Source organism: Kitasatospora sp. NPDC086801 (assembly GCF_044745805.1).
Lineage (GTDB): Bacteria > Actinomycetota > Actinomycetes > Streptomycetales > Streptomycetaceae > Kitasatospora.
This window is the reverse complement of the sequence record NZ_JBIVAX010000026.1, coordinates 94,836-112,753: the sequence shown is the minus strand read 5'-3', so window position 1 is coordinate 112,753 and position 17,918 is coordinate 94,836. Positions and strand designations below refer to the sequence as shown.

The 17,918-nt window shown below is 71.8% G+C and carries 18 protein-coding genes and 1 tRNA gene; 6 read left to right on the top strand and 13 right to left on the bottom strand.

From position 1 onward, the window contains the following. Positions 1 to 245: 245 nt before the first annotated feature. Positions 246 to 851 carry a hypothetical protein gene (locus ACIPLC_RS25035; RefSeq protein ID WP_280681851.1) on the bottom strand — a complete coding sequence of 202 codons (606 nt, stop codon included), beginning with the start codon at positions 849 to 851 and terminating at the stop codon, positions 246 to 248. Positions 852 to 1,217: 366 nt separating this feature from the next. Between ACIPLC_RS25035 and ACIPLC_RS25030 the strand changes: the two genes are divergently transcribed. Further along, positions 1,218 to 1,427: a DUF5703 family protein gene (locus ACIPLC_RS25030; RefSeq protein WP_280681853.1), complete on the top strand. Its 210-nt coding sequence runs from the start codon at positions 1,218 to 1,220 to the stop codon at positions 1,425 to 1,427. A 275-nt stretch (positions 1,428 to 1,702) separates the two neighbouring features. Here the strand turns inward: ACIPLC_RS25030 and ACIPLC_RS25025 are convergent, their stop codons facing one another. The 3 genes from ACIPLC_RS25025 to ACIPLC_RS25015 all read right to left on the bottom strand — a co-directional run bounded on the left by ACIPLC_RS25025 (position 1,703) and on the right by ACIPLC_RS25015 (position 4,713). Continuing rightward, entirely contained in the window at positions 1,703 to 2,551 is an 849-nt protein-coding gene (locus ACIPLC_RS25025; RefSeq protein WP_400475242.1) for a chaplin, read from the bottom strand. Positions 2,552 to 2,850: 299 nt separating this feature from the next. Next, on the bottom strand, positions 2,851 to 3,093 hold the full coding sequence (locus tag ACIPLC_RS25020; RefSeq protein ID WP_063346933.1) for a chaplin: 243 nt from the start codon (positions 3,091 to 3,093) through the stop codon (positions 2,851 to 2,853). Between the two features lie 288 nt (positions 3,094 to 3,381). After that, a complete protein-coding gene (locus tag ACIPLC_RS25015) occupies positions 3,382 to 4,713 on the bottom strand; it encodes a M20/M25/M40 family metallo-hydrolase (protein WP_400475241.1) in 1,332 nt (443 codons plus the stop codon). A gap of 291 nt (positions 4,714 to 5,004) precedes the next feature. On the opposite strand from ACIPLC_RS25015, the gene ACIPLC_RS25010 reads away from it, so the two are divergent. Beyond that, a tRNA-Leu gene (locus ACIPLC_RS25010) sits at positions 5,005 to 5,089 on the top strand. Positions 5,090 to 5,234: 145 nt separating this feature from the next. Beyond that, positions 5,235 to 5,456, top strand: a complete 222-nt coding sequence (locus ACIPLC_RS25005; RefSeq protein WP_400475240.1) for a hypothetical protein — start codon at positions 5,235 to 5,237, stop codon at positions 5,454 to 5,456. A 206-nt stretch (positions 5,457 to 5,662) separates the two neighbouring features. Here the strand turns inward: ACIPLC_RS25005 and ACIPLC_RS25000 are convergent, their stop codons facing one another. Together ACIPLC_RS25000 and ACIPLC_RS24995 are read right to left on the bottom strand one after the other, a co-directional pair. Next, entirely contained in the window at positions 5,663 to 7,318 is a 1,656-nt protein-coding gene (locus ACIPLC_RS25000) for a DUF6297 family protein (protein WP_400475239.1), read from the bottom strand. A gap of 17 nt (positions 7,319 to 7,335) precedes the next feature. Continuing rightward, entirely contained in the window at positions 7,336 to 8,082 is a 747-nt protein-coding gene (locus ACIPLC_RS24995; protein ID WP_400475248.1) for an ATP-binding cassette domain-containing protein, read from the bottom strand. 251 nt (positions 8,083 to 8,333) lie between these two features. Here ACIPLC_RS24995 and ACIPLC_RS24990 point away from each other — a divergent pair, with 251 nt between their 5' ends. Continuing rightward, positions 8,334 to 8,597, top strand: a complete 264-nt coding sequence (locus tag ACIPLC_RS24990; RefSeq protein WP_400475238.1) for a hypothetical protein — start codon at positions 8,334 to 8,336, stop codon at positions 8,595 to 8,597. 311 nt (positions 8,598 to 8,908) lie between these two features. Here the strand turns inward: ACIPLC_RS24990 and ACIPLC_RS24985 are convergent, their stop codons facing one another. Then, entirely contained in the window at positions 8,909 to 9,784 is an 876-nt protein-coding gene (locus ACIPLC_RS24985) for an MFS transporter (protein ID WP_400475237.1), read from the bottom strand. Between the two features lie 136 nt (positions 9,785 to 9,920). Here ACIPLC_RS24985 and ACIPLC_RS24980 point away from each other — a divergent pair, with 136 nt between their 5' ends. Beyond that, positions 9,921 to 10,592 (top strand): prolyl oligopeptidase family serine peptidase, encoded by a 672-nt coding sequence (locus tag ACIPLC_RS24980; protein ID WP_400475236.1) that lies wholly within the window; start codon positions 9,921 to 9,923, stop codon positions 10,590 to 10,592. Between the two features lie 103 nt (positions 10,593 to 10,695). Here the strand turns inward: ACIPLC_RS24980 and ACIPLC_RS24975 are convergent, their stop codons facing one another. The 3 genes from ACIPLC_RS24975 to ACIPLC_RS24965 all read right to left on the bottom strand — a co-directional run bounded on the left by ACIPLC_RS24975 (position 10,696) and on the right by ACIPLC_RS24965 (position 14,356). Beyond that, on the bottom strand, positions 10,696 to 12,081 hold the full coding sequence (locus tag ACIPLC_RS24975; protein WP_400475235.1) for a chloride channel protein: 1,386 nt from the start codon (positions 12,079 to 12,081) through the stop codon (positions 10,696 to 10,698). Between the two features lie 292 nt (positions 12,082 to 12,373). After that, positions 12,374 to 13,072 carry a TetR family transcriptional regulator gene (locus ACIPLC_RS24970; protein WP_400475247.1) on the bottom strand — a complete coding sequence of 233 codons (699 nt, stop codon included), beginning with the start codon at positions 13,070 to 13,072 and terminating at the stop codon, positions 12,374 to 12,376. A gap of 132 nt (positions 13,073 to 13,204) precedes the next feature. Next, on the bottom strand, positions 13,205 to 14,356 hold the full coding sequence (locus ACIPLC_RS24965; RefSeq protein WP_400475234.1) for an acyl-CoA dehydrogenase family protein: 1,152 nt from the start codon (positions 14,354 to 14,356) through the stop codon (positions 13,205 to 13,207). A 162-nt stretch (positions 14,357 to 14,518) separates the two neighbouring features. On the opposite strand from ACIPLC_RS24965, the gene ACIPLC_RS24960 reads away from it, so the two are divergent. Next, complete coding sequence (locus ACIPLC_RS24960) at positions 14,519 to 14,953, top strand: hypothetical protein (protein ID WP_400475233.1); 435 nt, start codon at positions 14,519 to 14,521, stop codon at positions 14,951 to 14,953. 78 nt (positions 14,954 to 15,031) lie between these two features. On the opposite strand, the gene ACIPLC_RS24955 is transcribed toward ACIPLC_RS24960, so the two are convergent. From ACIPLC_RS24955 to ACIPLC_RS24945, 3 genes are all read right to left on the bottom strand, one after another. Next, the gene (locus ACIPLC_RS24955) at positions 15,032 to 15,994 is read right to left on the bottom strand and encodes an electron transfer flavoprotein subunit alpha/FixB family protein (protein WP_400475232.1); all 963 of its coding nucleotides are present in this window, start codon (positions 15,992 to 15,994) and stop codon (positions 15,032 to 15,034) included. A gap of 57 nt (positions 15,995 to 16,051) precedes the next feature. Further along, positions 16,052 to 16,837 carry an electron transfer flavoprotein subunit beta/FixA family protein gene (locus ACIPLC_RS24950; RefSeq protein ID WP_400475231.1) on the bottom strand — a complete coding sequence of 262 codons (786 nt, stop codon included), beginning with the start codon at positions 16,835 to 16,837 and terminating at the stop codon, positions 16,052 to 16,054. 248 nt (positions 16,838 to 17,085) lie between these two features. Further along, entirely contained in the window at positions 17,086 to 17,892 is an 807-nt protein-coding gene (locus tag ACIPLC_RS24945; RefSeq protein WP_400475230.1) for a family 1 encapsulin nanocompartment shell protein, read from the bottom strand. Positions 17,893 to 17,918: the final 26 nt, after the last annotated feature.

The window sequence follows — 17,918 nt, the reverse complement described above, 5'->3', positions numbered from 1 at the left end:
ACCTTATCCAACTCCCCAGGTGTCACACACCATCAACGCGGCACAGCCCCGCAGGACACGCCACCAGCGCGTACACCTGACCAAGCACTACTAGGGGTGGGTCTGACAATTCCCGCCGGGCGCGCGACGCCGGGCGCTGATCCGCCGGGAATCGTCAGACACGCCCCGGGCGGTTTTCGGAACGCGCGAAGGGCGGGCCCCCGGCAGGTGGGGCCCGCCCTTCGGGCGTCGGCACGGCGAACGGTTCAGTCGTCCGGGTCCTCGTCGTCGTAGACCTCGCTCACGTCGAACCGGCAGATCAGCATCTGCGGGTCGGCGTGTTCGAACGGTTCCGGCAGCCACTCCCCCGGCTCGGTCGGCTCCGCCGCCGCGACCCAGAGCGTCGAGTCCGCCTCCTCCAGACCGAACTCCTCGCTGCGGGCGGCGATCTCGTCCGGCTCGTACTCGCCGAACAGCACCCCGATCGCGGCGTTCACCCCGCTGGTGCCGCCCCCGCCGGGGGTCAGCGACTCGTCGAGCCGCTCGGCCTGGGCGCGCAGCCGCTTGGGGTCGGCGACGTGGTAGTCGCGGCGGATCAGCACGCTGATCGCCTCGGGCTGTTCGGGGCCGTGGTAGCCGCCCGGACCCTCGTCCCCGGGGATCTCGAAGGGGGTGACCTCGTCGTAGACCTCGTAGAGGAGTTGGTCGTAGGCGATGGCCGCCGTCGCGAGCTGCTCGTAGGCGGCGGACACAGCGGGATCATCCGCTGCGCTGGGGCTTGACACCGCTTCCAGATGACGGTCGATGGCGGCCTTGACCGCCTCGGCGGCGGCGCGTACCTCGGCAATGGTGGGCTGCGCGGCATCAGACATGGTGCAGACGCTATCTCCCCGCGGTGTCGGTACGCACAGCGGTTGTCACCTACACCCGCGATTTCACCGCAACTTCCCCCCTGATGTCCGATCCGCGTGGTTCTGTCCCCGCGCATGCCCGGCGCGGAGGGCGTGCGGCCGGGCCGCGCGGGGCCGATCGGGTGCCGCTTCGCGCGCCGGGATCGGGGTATCCCGTCCAGAGGCACAACGGAACTGATGCACTGTCAGACAGGCTGTCGCAGGGTGCCCGGTTCGCACCGTTCCGCCGGGTCGGACGGGCGGCCGGGAGGACGTCCGGAAATACCCGGGCCGACTGTCCGAGGCAGGTCGTAGGCTTGCGTGCAGGTGATCCTCAGGAGGAGCGTTTTGACCCCACCGAAGCCGGTCCGGCAACCGGAGTACGAGTACCAGTCGCTGCGCATGCCGCGCGGCACCACGCGCAACGCGGCACGCCAACTGCTCACCGAGCACGCCGAGTACGGGCACTGGGAGCTCGACCGGCTGCGACTGTTCCCCGACGGGAGCCGGACGGTCCGGCTGCGGCGGCGGATCATCCGGCAGGTCCGGAGCTGGTGACGGGCGAGCACGCCTGAGCCCGCCCCTTGCGGACGGGGGCGGACGGGGCTGACAGGCCGCCTGGGTGGGGAAGGCCCAGGCGGGGGACGGCCGGGCCGGAAATGCGCCCGTCGCGGTGGGGATTTCACGTCAGGCCTTCACGCTGGGCTTTCCCGCCAGGCCTTCACGCTGGACCTTCACGCTGGGCTTTCACGCGCCAGCGGCCGCCCGTATCTCCAGGCGGCCGCTGGCGCGTCACGCTCCGGCGGCGCTGCGGGGTCCGGCCTACCGACGGCTCAACGGGCGCCGGCGCGGGCGCGGCGGTAGAGTACGCCGCCGCCGAGCAGCAGGGCGAGGCCGGCCGCGCCGAGCAGTTCGACGTCACCGGCGCCGGTGGAGGCCAGCTGGGCGCCGACGGCTCCGCTCGGCGAGGCGGCGGCGACCGGGGCGGCGGTGCGGGCCGCGGCCGGGACGGCCTGGCCGCCGGCGACCGGCGCGGCGGCGGGGGCCGAGTGCGCGCCGGCCTCGGGGATGCTGGTGGACGGACCGCCGGCGCGCGGGTTGCCGGGGGGGGTCTCGCCGACCTGCGGCGGGACGGACGGGCCGTGCTTCTCGGGGCAGTCGTCGGTCGGCTTCGGGGCCGGAGCCGGGGCGGGCTGCGCGATGTTGGCGCAGTCGTTGCCGAAGGCGGGGTTCCCGACGCCGACCACGTCGACGGAATTGCCGCAGGCGTTGACCGGGACGTGCACGGGGGCCTGGACGCTGTTGCCGGAGACCACGCCGGCCGAGTGGGCGGCGGCGCCGGAGGCGGACGAACCCGAGACCGAGGAGCCCCGGCCGGAGCCGGTGTGGGAGCCGGAGCCTACGTGGGAGCCGCCCGGCTTCCCGGCCTCGGGGTGGCCGCTGACGTTGGCACAGTGGTTGCCGTAGGACGGGTTCAGCACGCCGATCACGTCGACGGTGTTGCCGCAGGCGTTGATCGGCACCTCGACCGGTACCTGCACCGAGTTCCCGGAGGCGACGCCCGGCGAGCCGGCGGCGCCTCCCTGGGCCTCGGCACCCGCGTAGGCGTAGCCGGCGGTCGAGGCCAGGACACTGCCGGTGGCCACGGCCGTGAGGATCCCCTTCTTGGCTACATTCCTCATCTTTATCCCCTGACGTATCGAGAACGACGTGACGACCTTGACGTGACTACCTTCCGAAAGTCGGAATTTCCGCATATCGGATATCCGGCAAGGTCTTCGACTGCACAGGAGTTAACGAGAGGACAGCGGGGAGGTTGAGCCGAACGAGCCGGCTTCACCCGATCGAGCGATCACCCTCCAATCGCCCCTCCGCACCCCACACCCCTACACTCCGCATGCAAGCGGCCCCCGGGCGGCGCGTCCGCCGCCCGGGGGCCGAGCGAGTCGGCTCAACGAGCCTCAGCGGCTCGGAGCAGGACTCAGAAGTTGGCGCAGTGGTTGCCGAACGCCGGGTTCAGCACGCCGATCACGCTGACGGTGTTGCCGCACAGGTTGACCGGGACGTGCACCGGGATCTGCACCTGGTTGCCGGCGACGACACCCGGGGAGCCGGCGGCCACACCCTCGGCGGCGGCGCCGCCGTGAGCGGACGCGACACCGGCGGCGGCGATCACCAGGCCACCGGTGGCGGCGGCAACGGCGGCGATCTTCTTGACCTTCATCATTCCTCCTGTATGGACAACGCAACCCGTTCGGCGGGTTGCACAGGGATGAACGAGGGTGTGGCAAACGGGGTACGGAACAGATTTGCCATTCACTCGCAACGGTGAGATCTCGCACACCTGCTCGATCAGCATTTCCTTGCAGGATCGTTTCTGTTGATCTCCTTCGCCCTGTCCCAAATCATTAGCTCGGACAATGCGGACGGCCCGCCCCCGGCACTCCGGGAACGGGCCGTCCACCCACGGTGCTCGGCAGGCGTGCTCAGCAGGCGTGCTCAGCAGGCGTGCTCAGCAGGCGTCGAGGAAGCGGTCCAGCACCCGGACGCCGAACTTCAGCCCGTCCACCGGCACCCGCTCGTCCACGCCGTGGAACATCCCGGCGAAGTCCAGCTCCGGCGGCAGTTGCAGCGGCGCGAAGCCGAAGCAGCGGATCCCGAGGTCCTGGAAGGACTTGGCGTCCGTCCCGCCCGACAGGCAGTAGGGCACCGCGCGGGCGATCGGGTCCTCCGCCCGCAGCGCCGTCTGCATCGCCTCCACCAGCGCGCCGTCGAAGCTGGTCTCGATCGCCTTGTCCGAGTGCAGGCTCTCCCGCTTCACGCGCGGGCCCAGCACGCTGTCCAGCTCCGCCAGGAACTCCTCCTCGTAGCCGGGCAGGAAGCGCCCGTCCACGTGCGCGGTGGCCTGGCCGGGGATCACGTTCACCTTGTACCCGGCGCCGAGCATGGTCGGCTGGGCGGTGTTGCGCAGCGTGGTGCCGATCATCTTGGCGATGCCGCCGAGCACCCGCAGGGTCTCGTCCATGTTCTCCGGGTCGAGCTCGACCCCGAGCGCGTCCGACAGCTCGTCCAGGAACGCCCGGACGGTCTTGGTGATCCGCAGCGGGAACTTGTGCCGGCCGAGCCGGGCGACCGCCTCGCACAGCTCGGTGATCGCGTTGTCGTCGTTCTCCATCGAGCCGTGCCCGGCGCGGCCCTCGACCGTCAGGCGCATCCAGTGCATGCCCTTCTCGGCCGTCTCCACCAGGTACAGCCGCACCTGGTCGTTGACCGTGAAGGAGAAGCCACCGACCTCGCCGATGCCCTCGGTCACGCCCTCGAACAGCTCCGGGTGCTTGTCCACCAGGAACCGCGCCCCGTACGTACCGCCGGCCTCCTCGTCCGCGACGAACGCCAGCACCAAGTCCCGCGGGGGCTTGCGGCCGGTGCGCAGCCGGTCGCGGACCACCGCGAGGGTCATCGCGTCCATGTCCTTCATGTCGACCGCGCCGCGCCCCCACACGCAGCCGTCCGCGATCTCGCCCCCGAACGGGTCGTACGTCCAGTCCGCGGCGTTGGCCGGCACCACGTCGGTGTGGCCGTGGATCAGCAGGCCCGGGCGGGAACGGTCCTCGCCCTCGATCCGCACCACCGTCGAGGCCCGCCCCTTGGCCGACTCGAAGATCTGCGGCTCCACCCCGAACTCGGCGAGCTGCTCGGCGACGTACTCCGCCGCCTTGCGCTCCCCCGGGCCGGAGCCGTCCCCGTAGTTGCTGGTGTCGATCCGGATCAGATCGCGACAGATCCCGGCGACCTCCGACTCAGCCGTCACCCTCGGCCCCGCCGACTCGCTCCGCTCGCTCACGGTCACTCCTCGTCTCTGGCCCGCACCGACGCACCAGCGCGCCACCCCCAGGACCTGCACCCGGGCCGTACGAGCACGTCCGTCCATCCTCCCCCAGCCCCCGACCCGGATCCACCCCCCGCGCACCCCCGAAACCCCCTGGTCACGCCCCCGCCACACACGCCCCCTTGCCCCCGCCACCACCCCCCGATCCCGGTCCCGAACCGTTTTGGGACCCCAAGCCGATCTTTGCTACAGTTACATCTGTCAGCGCGGCCGACGAGAGATCGAAAGCCGCAAAGACAACACCCGGTCCGGGTGGCGGAATGGCAGACGCGCTAGCTTGAGGTGCTAGTGCCCTTTATCGGGCGTGGGGGTTCAAGTCCCCCCTCGGACACTTCGGTACGTAGAGGAAATCTGCGGGTCGTGACTCAACAGTCACGGTCCGCTTTTTCATGCCATAGGCCGAGTTGAGGCCGAAGCCCTCGTGAGATCGGCGCCTTAGTTGGGCGGTGTGCCGGTCTCGGGCGAGAATGAGGCCCATGAACGAGAACACCCCCGGCGCACCCACCTCGGCCATCGAGAGACGCGACCAGCTCCTTCAGGCGATGCGGCAGGGCGGCGGCGCCTGGGACTGGGTGCGCGCCCGCGCAAGCTATGTGGTCGAGCCCGACCCGCGCACCGTGCGACGGGACCTGGAGCAGCTGCGCAAGTCGGGCACGATCTACCGCGATCGGGAGACAGGCAAGTACCAGGCCTGTTAGTACGCCAGAGGCAGTTCCCCGCGCAGTGCCGGCATGGAGGTAAGGCTCAAGCCGGTCCTCGGACACCAGCTGAGACCCCTGTTGACAGGGGTCTTTTGCTTTCCAGGCCGCGTGTGACCGACCGCGCGACCGACCGCGCGACCGACAGCCCGGCAGGTGGATCCGGTTCCGGGCCGTCCGCCACCGCGCGGACACGGCGGCTGGGGCTACCTGGTGTGGAGGCGGTGGGCGGTGTGCCGGGCCCACCAGAGGGCGGCTGCGGCGACGGCCAGGGTCCAGGCGAGTTGTGTCGCGCCGTACGGGTGGCCCTGGGCTGCGGAGTGGGCGAGCGGGAACAGGAGGGTGCCGACCGCCAGTGGGCCGCGTAGGTACCAGACGGCCACCTGCCCGGGGCCGGTGTTGCCCATGGGGGTGTTGACGCCGATCGTCAGGTGCAGGGGCACGACTCCCCGGTAGGAGCTGACCAGCGCGGCCGCGGTGAGTGCGGGCGCGGAGGCGAGGAGTGGCAGGAGTCCTGCCGTCTCCCGGCCGCCGAGCGCGCACGCCAGTGCGCCGGCTCCGGTGAGCGCGAGGAGGAGGCCGCCGGCCACCACCGAGTGCTGTACGGCCAGCGACTTGAACGTCCAGGGCAGGTTGGTGGAGCGCCGCAGGTCATCGCTCTCCAACCGTGCCGGCTCGGCGAGTTGAGCGGCCGCCAGGTATTCGGCGGCCATCGACAGCACGACGACGATCTGCTGTGCGGTCGAGGTGAAGGAGGGCGCCGCCGCGGCCAGTCCGACGGCGAGCCCGCTCCAGACGACGGCCCACCCCAGGCGGCGGGGGTTGCGCAGCAGGCAGGTGACGTCGCGCCACGGCACCATCAGCAGCCGGTGCCGTGGCATGGGGAGGCGGAGCCGGGGGGTGCTGCGCCGCTCCTTCAGCCGCGGTACTCCGGAGCGGGCTTGGCGGAGGTCGAGCATGAGGACGGAGGTGCTGATCTGGGCGGCCACCGTCGTGCGCAGCCTGAGGGCGGCCTGCGGGATCCCGGGCAGTTCCCGCCAGGCGAGGGCGAGGGCGAGCACCGGGGCGCCGACCGACAGCACCGTGCCGACGGCGCCCGCCGTACCCACGAGGCCGAGCGCCCACAGGAGCGGTTGTGACGCCCACCCCCACGGGCCCGACCAGAGCAGGAGGTCCTGCAGCCAGCCGGTCCGCCCTTGCGTCCGTGCCGTCCACACGCCGGCGGCGGCGATCACGGCGAGGAGCCACCCGGCGGCGAAGACCCTGCGGCCGTACCGGGACATCCACTGGTCGTGCCGCTCGATCAGGACGCCGACCGCACTCGTGGTGAGCGCGATCGAGATGCCCGTCCAGGAGCCCGCCAGGGTCAGCAGGAGCCACGACTGCGGGGCCAGGTCCTGCAACAGGAAGCCCGCGACCGCGCCGGCGACGCCGCTCACCACGGAGGCCAGCGCCACCGAGGACCGCAGCCTCGGTGCGAGCAGGGCCCGCCGGTCGACGGCCGAGGGCAGCAGGAAGCTCGTCGTGGCCCGGTCCAGCAGGACCGGCCCCCGCCACATCGCCCCCCGGGCGGTGAGCAGCAGGGCGAGGACCAGCACCGCCGGGATCAGCGCCAGGAGCGTCGCGGACGCCTGTTCTCCGATCTGCACGGGCGGCTGGTCCGCCGCCCGGGTCGAACTCGTCCACTGGAGCAGGGCGGGGACGCCCCAGCATCCGCCCACCAGGAGGACCGTGTAGGCGATGAACCACGCGCTTCTGCGCTTCTCCCGGCGCGTGCCGCTCCGGGCTTCGCGCAGGAACAGCAGGGTGTCCGTGGTGCAGTCCCCCGACCCCTCGGCCACCCGCTCCCTCGTCTCGGTCACGGATGCCACGCTGTCGCTCAAACCGTTCGTTCCTCCCCCTGCACCGCCCCGGACGGGCCCGAGTGCGCCGAACGCGAGCCGATTTCGACGATCTGGTCCGCGACCTCGTTCAGGGCCCGGTGGTGGGTGGCCATGAGGACGGCCACCCCGCGGTCGCGGTGCTCGGCGATCAGGTGGGCGAGGGCGGTCCGGGCCTGGGAGTCGAGCCGTTGTTCGGGCTCGTCGAGGATGAGGAGGTCGTGCGGCCGGATGAAGGCGGCGGCGAGGAGCAGCGCCTGGGTCTGCCCGGAGGACAGGGCCGAGGGGAACTGTTCGGACTGCGCCGTGAGGCGGTGCGACTCCAGCACCCGGTCGACCGCGGCGTCGGCGCCGGCGCCCATGCCGTGCGACAGCGCCACGAGCCGCAGGTGTTCCCGCACGGTGAGGTCCGGATAGAACGCGCCGGGGTCCATCACCGACGCCACCCGCTTGCGCACGTCCGGGGAATCCTCGCGAATCTCGCCCCCGTCGAAGACGACCGATCCTCCGGAGGGTCTCTCCCGGCCTGCCGCCACGCGGAGCAGCGTGCTCTTGCCGGATCCGTTCTCCCCGACCAGGGAAACGCACTCACCGCGGTGAATGCGGAGGGAGACCCGGTCGAGCACGGTGCTGTCACCGTACACGTGTGTGACGTCGACGAGTTGCAGCAGCGGTGCGCCCGCCGTCTTGCCGGTTTCCTTTTTCAATCGACGAGCCGTCTTCTCTCGAATGATCAAAATTTCCATCTTCACACTTTTCTGAACATTGGGCCGATCATAGCAAGACGACCCGAGCCCGCGAACCCGACCCATATGCACCCGCCGGCCACTCCGGAGGCCGCCAAGCCAAATGAGGCGATTTGAGGCCGTACGGACTGTTTGACGGAATCCGCCGCCACTCCGATTTCGATCAAGGCCTGACCTGCGAATACCGGTGATCAAATACAGGAACACCCTGGAACTCCACAACAAAAGGGGCATTGCGCAGAATTCGCGGAATGTCCGCCTACAATGCAATTGGTCAACTTCTTCGAGAACCTGCCGGACGACAAGCTGCCGACGTCCTCGCCGTCTTCCCCGCGACGCTCGATTTCGCCATGCGGCTCGCCGCGGGACGCTGCAACACCCCCGCCACCATGGCATTGCAGATCACCGACAAGCCGATCGTGCTCGCCACCGCCTTTCCGACGAGCAATGCCGTCGAACGCAACATGGAACTCCTGCTCTCGCGGGGCGGACTGGCCCTGAAGGACTGGCCGTGAAGTGGAACAGGGACATCGCGATCGTGGGCAGCGGGCCGAACGGCCCCGCGGCGGCCGTCACCTTCGCCCGCGCCGGCCTGCACGTGGAGTTGCTCATGCGCCCGACCCTCCAGTGGAACCCGTACGCGACCCCGCTCCCCGGCGTCTACCTGTGCTCCGCGGCCACCCCGCCCGGTCCGGGCGTCCACGGCATGAGCGGCTACCTCGCCGCCGTCTCCGCGCTCCGCCGGGAGTTCGGCGTCGCCACGCCGCCCTGCCTCGGGCCCGTCGAACGCGCTCCCGGGCGCGGCAGCGGGCAAGGTGGCTGGCAGTCAGTTCGCCGAACCGGCGCCGAGGCGGGCCGCCACCGCCGCGAGGACCCCGGTGAGCCCGCCCAGGAGCATCACCGTGGGGGTCGAGGCGGTGTCGACCACGGCTCCCCCGACCAGCGCCCCCAGCGCGATGGTGGCCTGGAAGGAGGAGGTGAAGACGACGGACGCCGCCTCCGGCGCGTGGGGCGCCGCGGTGCGGAACCAGGCCTGGGAGCAGACCGGGACGGCGCCGTACGCGAGACCCCACAGGACCAGGAGCACGGCGGCGCCCGGCACGGTCGTGCCGACGACGGGGAGCAGCACGGTCGAGGCGGCGAGCAGGCCCACGGCCGTGACGAACGCGGGGCGCAGCGCCCGCGCCGCCCAGGTGCCGGCGACGAAGTTCCCGACGAGGCCGGCCAGGCCGTACCCCAGCAGGAGCGCGGTGACGAGGTTCGGGCCGGCGTAGGTGACGTCCTGAAGGAACGGCGTGACGTAGGTGTAGGTGCCGAAGTGGGCCGTCACGACGAGGAACGTCACGACGAGCCCGGTGCGCACGCCCCGGGTGCGGAGCAGGTCGCGCAGCACGCTGAGGCGGGTGGTGGTCTGCGGCGGCAACGGGGGCAGGGACACGGCGAGCGCGACGAGCACGACCAGCGTCAGCGCGGCCATGGCCGCGAAGGCGGTCCGCCAGCCGGCGAGGTGGCCGAGGAGGACCCCGGCGGGCACGCCGAGGACGGAGCCGAGCGGGACGGCCGAGAAGACCACCGCGTTGGCCCTGGCCTGCCGGGGCTCGGGCACCAGCCGCGGGGCGAGGCCGACGCCGATCGACCAGAAGGCGCCGATGACCACGCCGAGCACGACCCGGGCCACCAGCACCAGCCAGTCCGAGTCCACCAGCCCTTCCGCGTCCGGTCCGGCGTGATTGCGACGTCAACCGTGACGGCGGCGTCATCATTCGGAGAGCCTGCTGGGCAAGGGTGGTGAGGGTGGGTCCGCCCCGTGGAACCCCTGGCGTTTTTGGAGGAGACCGATGTCCGCACCTGTTCAGCACCACCGGTTCGCCGTCGACGAGGACGGCAACGACCTGGGGTACGCCCTGTCGTTGCCGGACGGGTACGACGAGGGCCCCGGACCGTGGCCGCTGCTGCTGTTCCTGCACGGCGCCATGGAGCGCGGCGAGGACCTGGACGCGCTCGCCGTGCACGGGCCGGTGCGGCAGATCGCCACCGGGGCGAAGCTGCCGTTCGTGGTGGTGGCGCCGCAGTGCCCGGCGCACAGCTCGTGGGTCGCGGAGGTGAGCACGTTGGCGGCCCTGGTCGAGGACGTGGCGCGGACGTACTGGATCGACCCGGACCGGCGGTACGTGACCGGGCTGAGCATGGGCGGCACCGGCGCGTGGGCGCTCGCCGCCCGGTACCCGCGCCGGTTCGCCGCCGCCGTGCCGATCTGCGGGTCCGGACTGACGGAGGCGGCGCCGCGCCTCGCCGCCCTCCCGGTGTGGGCCTTCCACGGCGGGGAGGACGACGTCATCCCGGTCGCGCACACCGAGCGGATGGTCGAGGCGCTGCGGGAGGTGGGCGGTCCGGTGCGGTTCACCCGCTACCCGGGGGTCGGCCACGACTCCTGGACGCGGACGTACGACGACCCCGAGGTCTACGCCTGGCTGCTCGCCCAGAGCCGCCAGGCCCGCAGCGCGGGCTGAGGACGGCGACGGGCCCGGGCGGACGCTCCGCTGGGGGTCGGTCGCCTGACGGGGGCGGGTGGGGTGCGGGGGCTGGGAGGACCTGGAGGACCTGGAGGACCGGTCAGCTGACCGGCGCCGAACCGCCCCGGCCGGACGGTACGGGGACGCGCCTCGTCCGCCCCCGGATCAGCTCACCGGTGACGAAGGCCGTCACCGCGGCGATGATCAGCAGCGGCATCGCGTTGGCGGCCTGACCGCCCAGCAGCGCCGCCGCCAGCACCGTGCTGGTGACCGGCAGCCGGGTGACGGCCGCGCCGGAGGCGGCCAGTCCGGCGGCCAGCGCGGGCGCGGTGCCGAGGCCGGGCAGCGGCGCGCAAGCCGCCCCGAGCGCGGCGCCGATCAGGATCGCCGGGAAGATCGGGCCGCCGCGCAGGCTGCCCAGGGCGATCCCCCAGCCGACCGTCTTGCACAGCACCAGGGCGAGCAGCGCGCCGATCGGCCAGGCCGCCGGGTCGGCCGCCAGCGCGCCCAGGGTGGCCTGCCCGGAGAGCGCGGCCTCCTCCGGTGAGCGGCCGGTGAGCAGGGCGTACGCCGCGAGGCAGGCGCCGACGGCGACCGCGCACAGCACCGTCCGGACGGCGGTCTGACGGGCGGTCGGCACCGGCCGGGGGCCGTCCGGATCGCCCGTGATGAAGGCCTTGACCCGCTGGCCGAGGGCCTGCCCGGCCACGCAGACCACGGCGATCACCACCGCCAGCGGGACGCCCCACAGGAAGTCGCCCGGGTCCGGGACACCGCTCTCGGGCACGTGCGGCAGCGAGAGCGCGCCGATCGACAGCCCGGTCCAGTGGCCGAAGCCGGTGAAGACCAGTGCGCCGACCCCGCTGGCCAGCAGGCAGGGCAGGATCAGCGCGATCAGCCGCGGGCCGCCCAGCCCGGCCGCCTCGATCATCATCACGCCCGCCACCAGCGGGTTGCCGAAGATGGTGGAGATCGCCGCCGCCGCGCCCGCCGTACCCAACACCGGTACCAGCTGCGGGTGTTCGGCCCGCTTGGCGGAACGGACGGCGAGCAGCGCGAGGCCGCCGCCGATCGCCATCAGCGGCGCCTCCGGGCCGAGCACCGCGCCGAGCGGCAGGCAGGCGAGCGCGGCCAGCACCACGCCCGGGACGGCGCCCGGCGGGGTGGGCGGGCCGCCCAGCCCGTCCACCGGGACGTGGCCGCCGCGCCCGGGCCACCGGGTGACCACGGGGGCGAGCAGCAGTCCGGCCAGCAGCAGCGCGGGCAGCGGCCACCACCAGGGGGCGCGGTCGAAGCCGGCGGCGTCCGGCAGGCTCTCCCAGACCCAGCGCTGGAGTCCGTGCTCCAGGCTGACGAAGCCGAAGGCGACCAGCGAGACCGGGACGCCGATCAGGGCGGCGACCAGCAGCAGGCCGAGGTAGCCCTTGCCGAGCAGCACCTGGCGCAGGGTGGGGCCACCGTTCTGCTGCTGGGGCGTCCCCGGCATCGCCGCTCCTTCGCGCTCCCGGGGCGCGCGGCCCCCGTCCTGCGACCGAGTCTCGCCCGGGGCCGGGCGGCCCGCACGGCGTGCGGACCGTCAACCGGGCGCCGGGCTGCCGGAGTTGCGCCGTTCGGGTGAGAGCAGTAATCGGGTGGGAGCGGTGATCCGGTGAGAGCGACGATCGGAGCGGGTGGGCGTCACCGAAGGTCGGAGCCCGTGGTCAAAGCCGGTGGTCAAAGCCGGTGGTCAAAGCCGGTGGTCAAAGCCGGTGGTCAAAGCCAGCGGTCAGACCCGATGGTCAGACCCGGTCGGCGTCACCGAGCGCGCTCTCGATGCCCTGGACCATCCGCCACAGCGGCGCCCGGCGGCTGGCGACCAGCACCACCACGTCGTCCGCCTCGGACTCCTTGGACTCCCCGCCCGCGCCGTGCTCGCCGTCCGGGCGGTCGTTCCAGGTGCCGGTGACGAAGGCCATCGCCGCGTCGACCTCGGCCACCCAGTCGCTCTCGCCGCCCGAGCGCAGCCAGGTGCGCAGGGCGTGGTTGTGCGCGGCGACCACGGCGGCGGCGGTCACGTCGGCGCGCAGCGGGCCGTCCGGGCGGTCGGCGAAGCGGCCGCGCAGGTAGGCGGCGAGCGTGTGCTCGTAGCGCCAGACCACCGAGAGCTCGTACGCCCGCAGGCCGGGGACCTTGCGGGTGAGGCGGTAGCGCTGGACGGAGAAGGAGGGCTGCTCGGCATACATCCGCAGGACGAGCCGGGCCGCGTCGCAGGCGTGCTTGACCGGGTCCTCCTCGCCGGTGCCGGACTCCAGGAACTCCGTCATCTCGGCGAGGCTGCGCTCGTGGTCCGGGAAGACCACGTCCTCCTTGGCCGGGAAGTAGCGGAAGAAGGAGCGCCGGCCGACCCCGGCGAGCGAGACGATGTCGTCGATGGTGGTCTGCTCGAAGCCGCGTTCCAGGAAGAGCTCGAAGGCCGCGGCGACGAGCGCCTCGCGCATCGCCGGCTTGGCGGGCCCGTCGTTCATGGGCAGGTCCTGCTCTTCCTTCTCGCTCATTCCCGGAACATAGCATCGGCCCCGAACGGCCGGACCGGAGCTCGGCCCGGCCGTCGGTGCACCTCGGAGGCGCGGTTACGGCAGGTTGCGGGCCATGACGATGCGCTGGACCTGGTTGGTCCCCTCGTAGATCTGGGTGATCTTCGCGTCCCGCATCATCCGCTCCACCGGATAGTCCCGCGTGTACCCGTACCCACCCAGCAACTGCACCGCGTCCGTCGTGATCTCCATCGCCGCATCCGACGCGTAGCACTTCGCCGCCGCCCCGAAGAACGTCAGATCCCCGTCCCCACGCTGCGACTTCGCCGCCGCCGCATACGTCAGCTGCCGCGCCGCCTCCAGCTTCATCGCCATGTCCGCCAGCATGAACTGCACACCCTGGAACTCCGCGATCGCCTTCCCGAACTGCCGCCGCTCCCGCACATACCCCTTCGCGTAGTCCAGCGCCCCCTGCGCGATCCCCACCGCCTGCGCCGCGATCGTCACCCGCGTGTGGTCCAGCGTCCGCATCGCCGTCGCGAAACCCGTCCCCTCCGCACCGATCATCCGATCCGCCGGAATCCGCACATTGTCGAAGTACACCTCACGCGTCGGCGACCCCTTGATCCCCAACTTCTTCTCCGGCGCACCGAACGACACCCCCTCGTCGCCCCTCTCCACCACGAACGCCGAGATCCCCTTCGACCGCAGACCCGGATCCGTCACCGCCATCACCGTGTAGAACTCCGACACACCCGCGTTCGTGATCCAGCGCTTCACCCCGTTCAGCACCCAGAAGTCCCCGTCCCGCACCGCCCGCGTCCGCATCCCCGCCGCGTCCGAACCCGCCTCCGGCTCCGACAGGCAGTACGAGAACATCCCCTCACCCCGCGCCAACGCCCCCAGGTACTTCGCCTTCAACTCCTCCGAACCCGACAACTGCACCGGCAACGACCCCAGCTTGTTCACCGCCGGAATCAACGAGGACGACGCACACACCCGCGCCACCTCCTCGATCACGATCACCGTCGCCAGCGCATCCGCCCCCGCACCACCGAACTCCTCCGGCACGTGCACCGCGTGCAGATCACTCCCCCGCAACGCGTCCAACGCCTCCTGCGGGAACCGCCCCAGCTCATCCACCTCCGCCGCGAACGGAGCGATCTTCGCCTCGGCCAGCGAACGCACCGCCTCACGGAGCATCCCGTGCTCCTCGGAGATACGGAAGAGATCGAAGTCCTGGCTCATGATCGCCACTCCTGTTTCACGACGGTACTCAGTACCCTTCATTATGCATGCGCGCGGCAAAAAGGGAACTCAGTGCCTTCACATGGCGGCACTGAGTTCCCTATCCTTTTTTCTGCCGAACTTCTGCCGAACAAGCCGGTCCGAGCGCAGGGAGATGACAGCGTGGTCCACTCAGCCATCGACGCCGACACCCGGAACACCACGCTGTACTTCCAGCGCTGCACGTGGTGCTGCAACCCGACCTTCCAGCGGTTGCTCTGCCCCACCTGCGGCTCCACCGAGCTGCGGCTGGAGCCCAGCGAGGGCACCGGCGTGGTCCGGCGCTGCGAGGTCGAGCAGGCCCGGACGCCGCTGGTCCGCCAGAAGTCCCTGATCCGGATGGCCGAGGGCTTCGACGTCTGGTGCATCGTCGACGGGCTGCGCAGCACCGTCCCGGTCGGCACGCGGGTGCGGCTGCTGTCCGCCCCCGGCTCCGACCAGCCGGAGCTGCGGCTGCTGCCGATGGAGGAGCCGCGGCCGCCGCTGGACGTCGAGCCGCGCCCGCTGCCGCCCGTCCAGGGCGGGTTCACCCAGCACCTCGCGGCCTTCGCCGAGTAGGTCCTGTCCGTCGAGCAGACGCCGGAGGGCGTGGCACCGGGTACCCGGTGCCACGCCCTCGGCTGTCGTGTGCGGGGATCAGCCCTTGCGGGCCTTCACCTCGGCGGTCAGCTGCGGCAGCACGGCGAACAGGTCGCCGACCACGCCGTAGTCCGCCAGCTCGAAGATCGGGGCCTCCGGGTCCTTGTTGACGGCCACGATGGTCTTCGAGGTCTGCATGCCGGCCCGGTGCTGGATGGCGCCGGAGATGCCGTTGGCCACGTACAGCTGCGGCGAGACCTGCTTGCCGGTCTGGCCGACCTGGTTGCTGTGCGGGTACCAGCCCGCGTCGACGGCGGCGCGCGAGGCACCGACGGCCGCGCCCAGCGCGTCCGCGAGCTCCTCGACGACGCCGAAGCCGGCCGCCTCGCCGACGCCCCGGCCGCCCGAGACCACGATCGCGGCCTCGGTCAGCTCCGGACGCCCGGTCGAGACGCGCGGGGTGCGCGAGGTCACCTTGGCCGCGTTGCCGGTGAACTCCACCACCACGTTCTCCACCGCACCCGAGGCCGCAACGGCCTCGGGGGCCACGGCGTTCGGCTTGACGGTGATGACCGGCACGCCGTTGCTGACGCGCGAGTCGACGGTGTAGGAGGCGGCGAACACCGACTGGGTGGCGACCGGGCCGGTGTCGCCCGCGCGCAGGTCGATGGCGTCGGTGATGATGCCGGAGCCCAGGCGCAGTGCGACCCGGGCGGCGATCTCCTTGCCCTCGCCGGAGGAGGTGACCAGCACGGCGGCGGCGTCGTTGGCCTTGGCGATCTGGGCGAGGGCGTCCACCTTGGGGACGACCAGCTGGTCGGTGAACTCGGCGCCCTCGGCGACGTACACCTTGGCCGCGCCGTACTCCGCGGCCTTGGCGGCGAGGTCGGCGGCGGCGGCACCGGCGCCCAGCACGACCGCGGACGGCTCACCGATCCGGCGGGCCAGGGTCAGCAGTTCGAGGGCCGGCTTGCGGACCGCACCGTCGGCGTGGTCCACCAGGACGAGAATCTCAGCCATTGCTCAATGTCTCCGTGTTTCGCTGTGGCAGGGGGTGGGTGGCTCGGCCGGGCCGGCTCAGATGAACTTCTGGTCGGCGAGGAAGCCAGCGAGCTGCCTACCGCCCTCGCCCTCGTCCTTGACGACCGTGCCCGCGGTCCGCGCCGGACGCGCCGCCACCGACTCCACCGCCGTCCACGCACCCCCCAGACCGACCTCACCGGCCTCGATGCCCAGATCGTCCAGGTCCAACGACTGGACCGGCTTCTTCTTCGCCGCCATGATCCCCTTGAACGACGGGTACCGGGCCTCACCCGACTGGTCCGTCACCGACACCACCGCCGGCAGCGCCGCCTCCACCAGCTCCGTCGCCGCGTCACCGTCACGACGGCCCCGCACCACACCGCCCTCGACCGACACCTCCGACAGCAGCGTCACCTGCGCCACCCCCAGCCGCTCCGCCAGCAACGCCGGCAGCACACCCATCGAACCGTCCGTCGACGCCATCCCACCGATCACCAGGTCGAACCCGGTCCGCTCCAGCGCCTTCGCCAGCACCGCCGACGTCCCGATCACATCCGAACCGTGGATGTCCTCGTCATTCACGTGCACGGCCTTGTCCGCACCCATCGACAACGCCTTGCGCAACGCGTCCTTCGCATCATCCGGCCCGACCGTCAGCACCGTCACCTCGGCACCCTCGTTCGCCTCAGCGATCCGCAGCGCCTGCTCCACGCCGTACTCGTCCAGCTCGGACAGAAGGCCGTCCACACCCTCCCGGTCGGTGGTGTGATCGTCCGCGAACCGACGGTCACCCGTCGCGTCCGGCACGTACTTCACACAGACGACGATCCTCAAGCTCATGAGTGGTTCTCCTGTCGCGGTCGCGCTGGTCGATGGCCTCACATCATGCCGAGGGTACTGAGTGCCAATCCCGGCCCGGCCGCGCCCCGCGCGCCGCAAGCGCCACCTGGACCGGCCTACCGTGTCGGCGCTCTTCGACTGGTGTCAGAGGCTCCACGGAGAGGATACGGCACTCAGTACCCCTGGTAAAGGAACTCAGTACCCTTCCCGGGTGTGCGCTGGACCTCAGGGCGCCCCCCGGGACGCCCTCAGACGGCCGCCCCGCCCAGCACGACGGCGGCCTCTCCCGTGTAGACGCGGAAGGTGAGGGACTCCTGGAGGTAGAGCCGCACGGTGTCGGCGTCGTGGGAGAGGTAGCCGACGGAGACGTCCTGGCCGAGGAAGAGTTCGAAGTCGCCGCCCCGGGTGGAGAGGAGGAAGGCGCCCTCGATGGCGGGGGCCCAGATGATGTCGCCGTCGAGGAGCCGGGCGAGGTGGTTGTGGACGGGGTAGCCGTGGTCGCTGGTCTCGTTGACGGCAGTGAAGGCGTCCGCGCCGAGCAGGAGCGAGTAGGGGCCGCCCACGCCGGCCAGGCGGAGGGCGGTGAGGGCGCGGCTGACGGCCTCGGGGTACTCGCGGACGTCCTCGGGGAGTTGGACCGGCGGGTTGGTGGAGCCGGCCCGGATGCCCTCGATGGCGGCGGCGCGGTAGCCCTCGAAGACGGCGCGGTCCTCGGCGAGGGCGATGGTGCGGGCGGCGTCCTTCACGGGCTGCCAGTCGGAGTCGCGGGAGCCGCGCTCGACGTCGTCGACGGCCTCGCGGCGGACGGTGAAGGGGACGCGCAGCTCGACCACCGGCTGGGCGGCGCGGGCGTGGGCCTGGACGCCGTCGGCGGGCGGTTCGATGCCGGTCAAGTGGCCGGTGCCGACGGCGGCGAGGGTGGAGCCGTCGGGGCCGTGCAGGTCGACCACGCGGCGGCCGGCGATGTGGAGCTTGAAGGTCTGGCGGGCCTCCTCCTCGATCTCCGCCCAGGCGGCGGCGGAGACGGGAGCGAGGTCGCGGTGCAGGTTGTTCATGGTGCGGGTCCTTGTCGGGAGGTCCG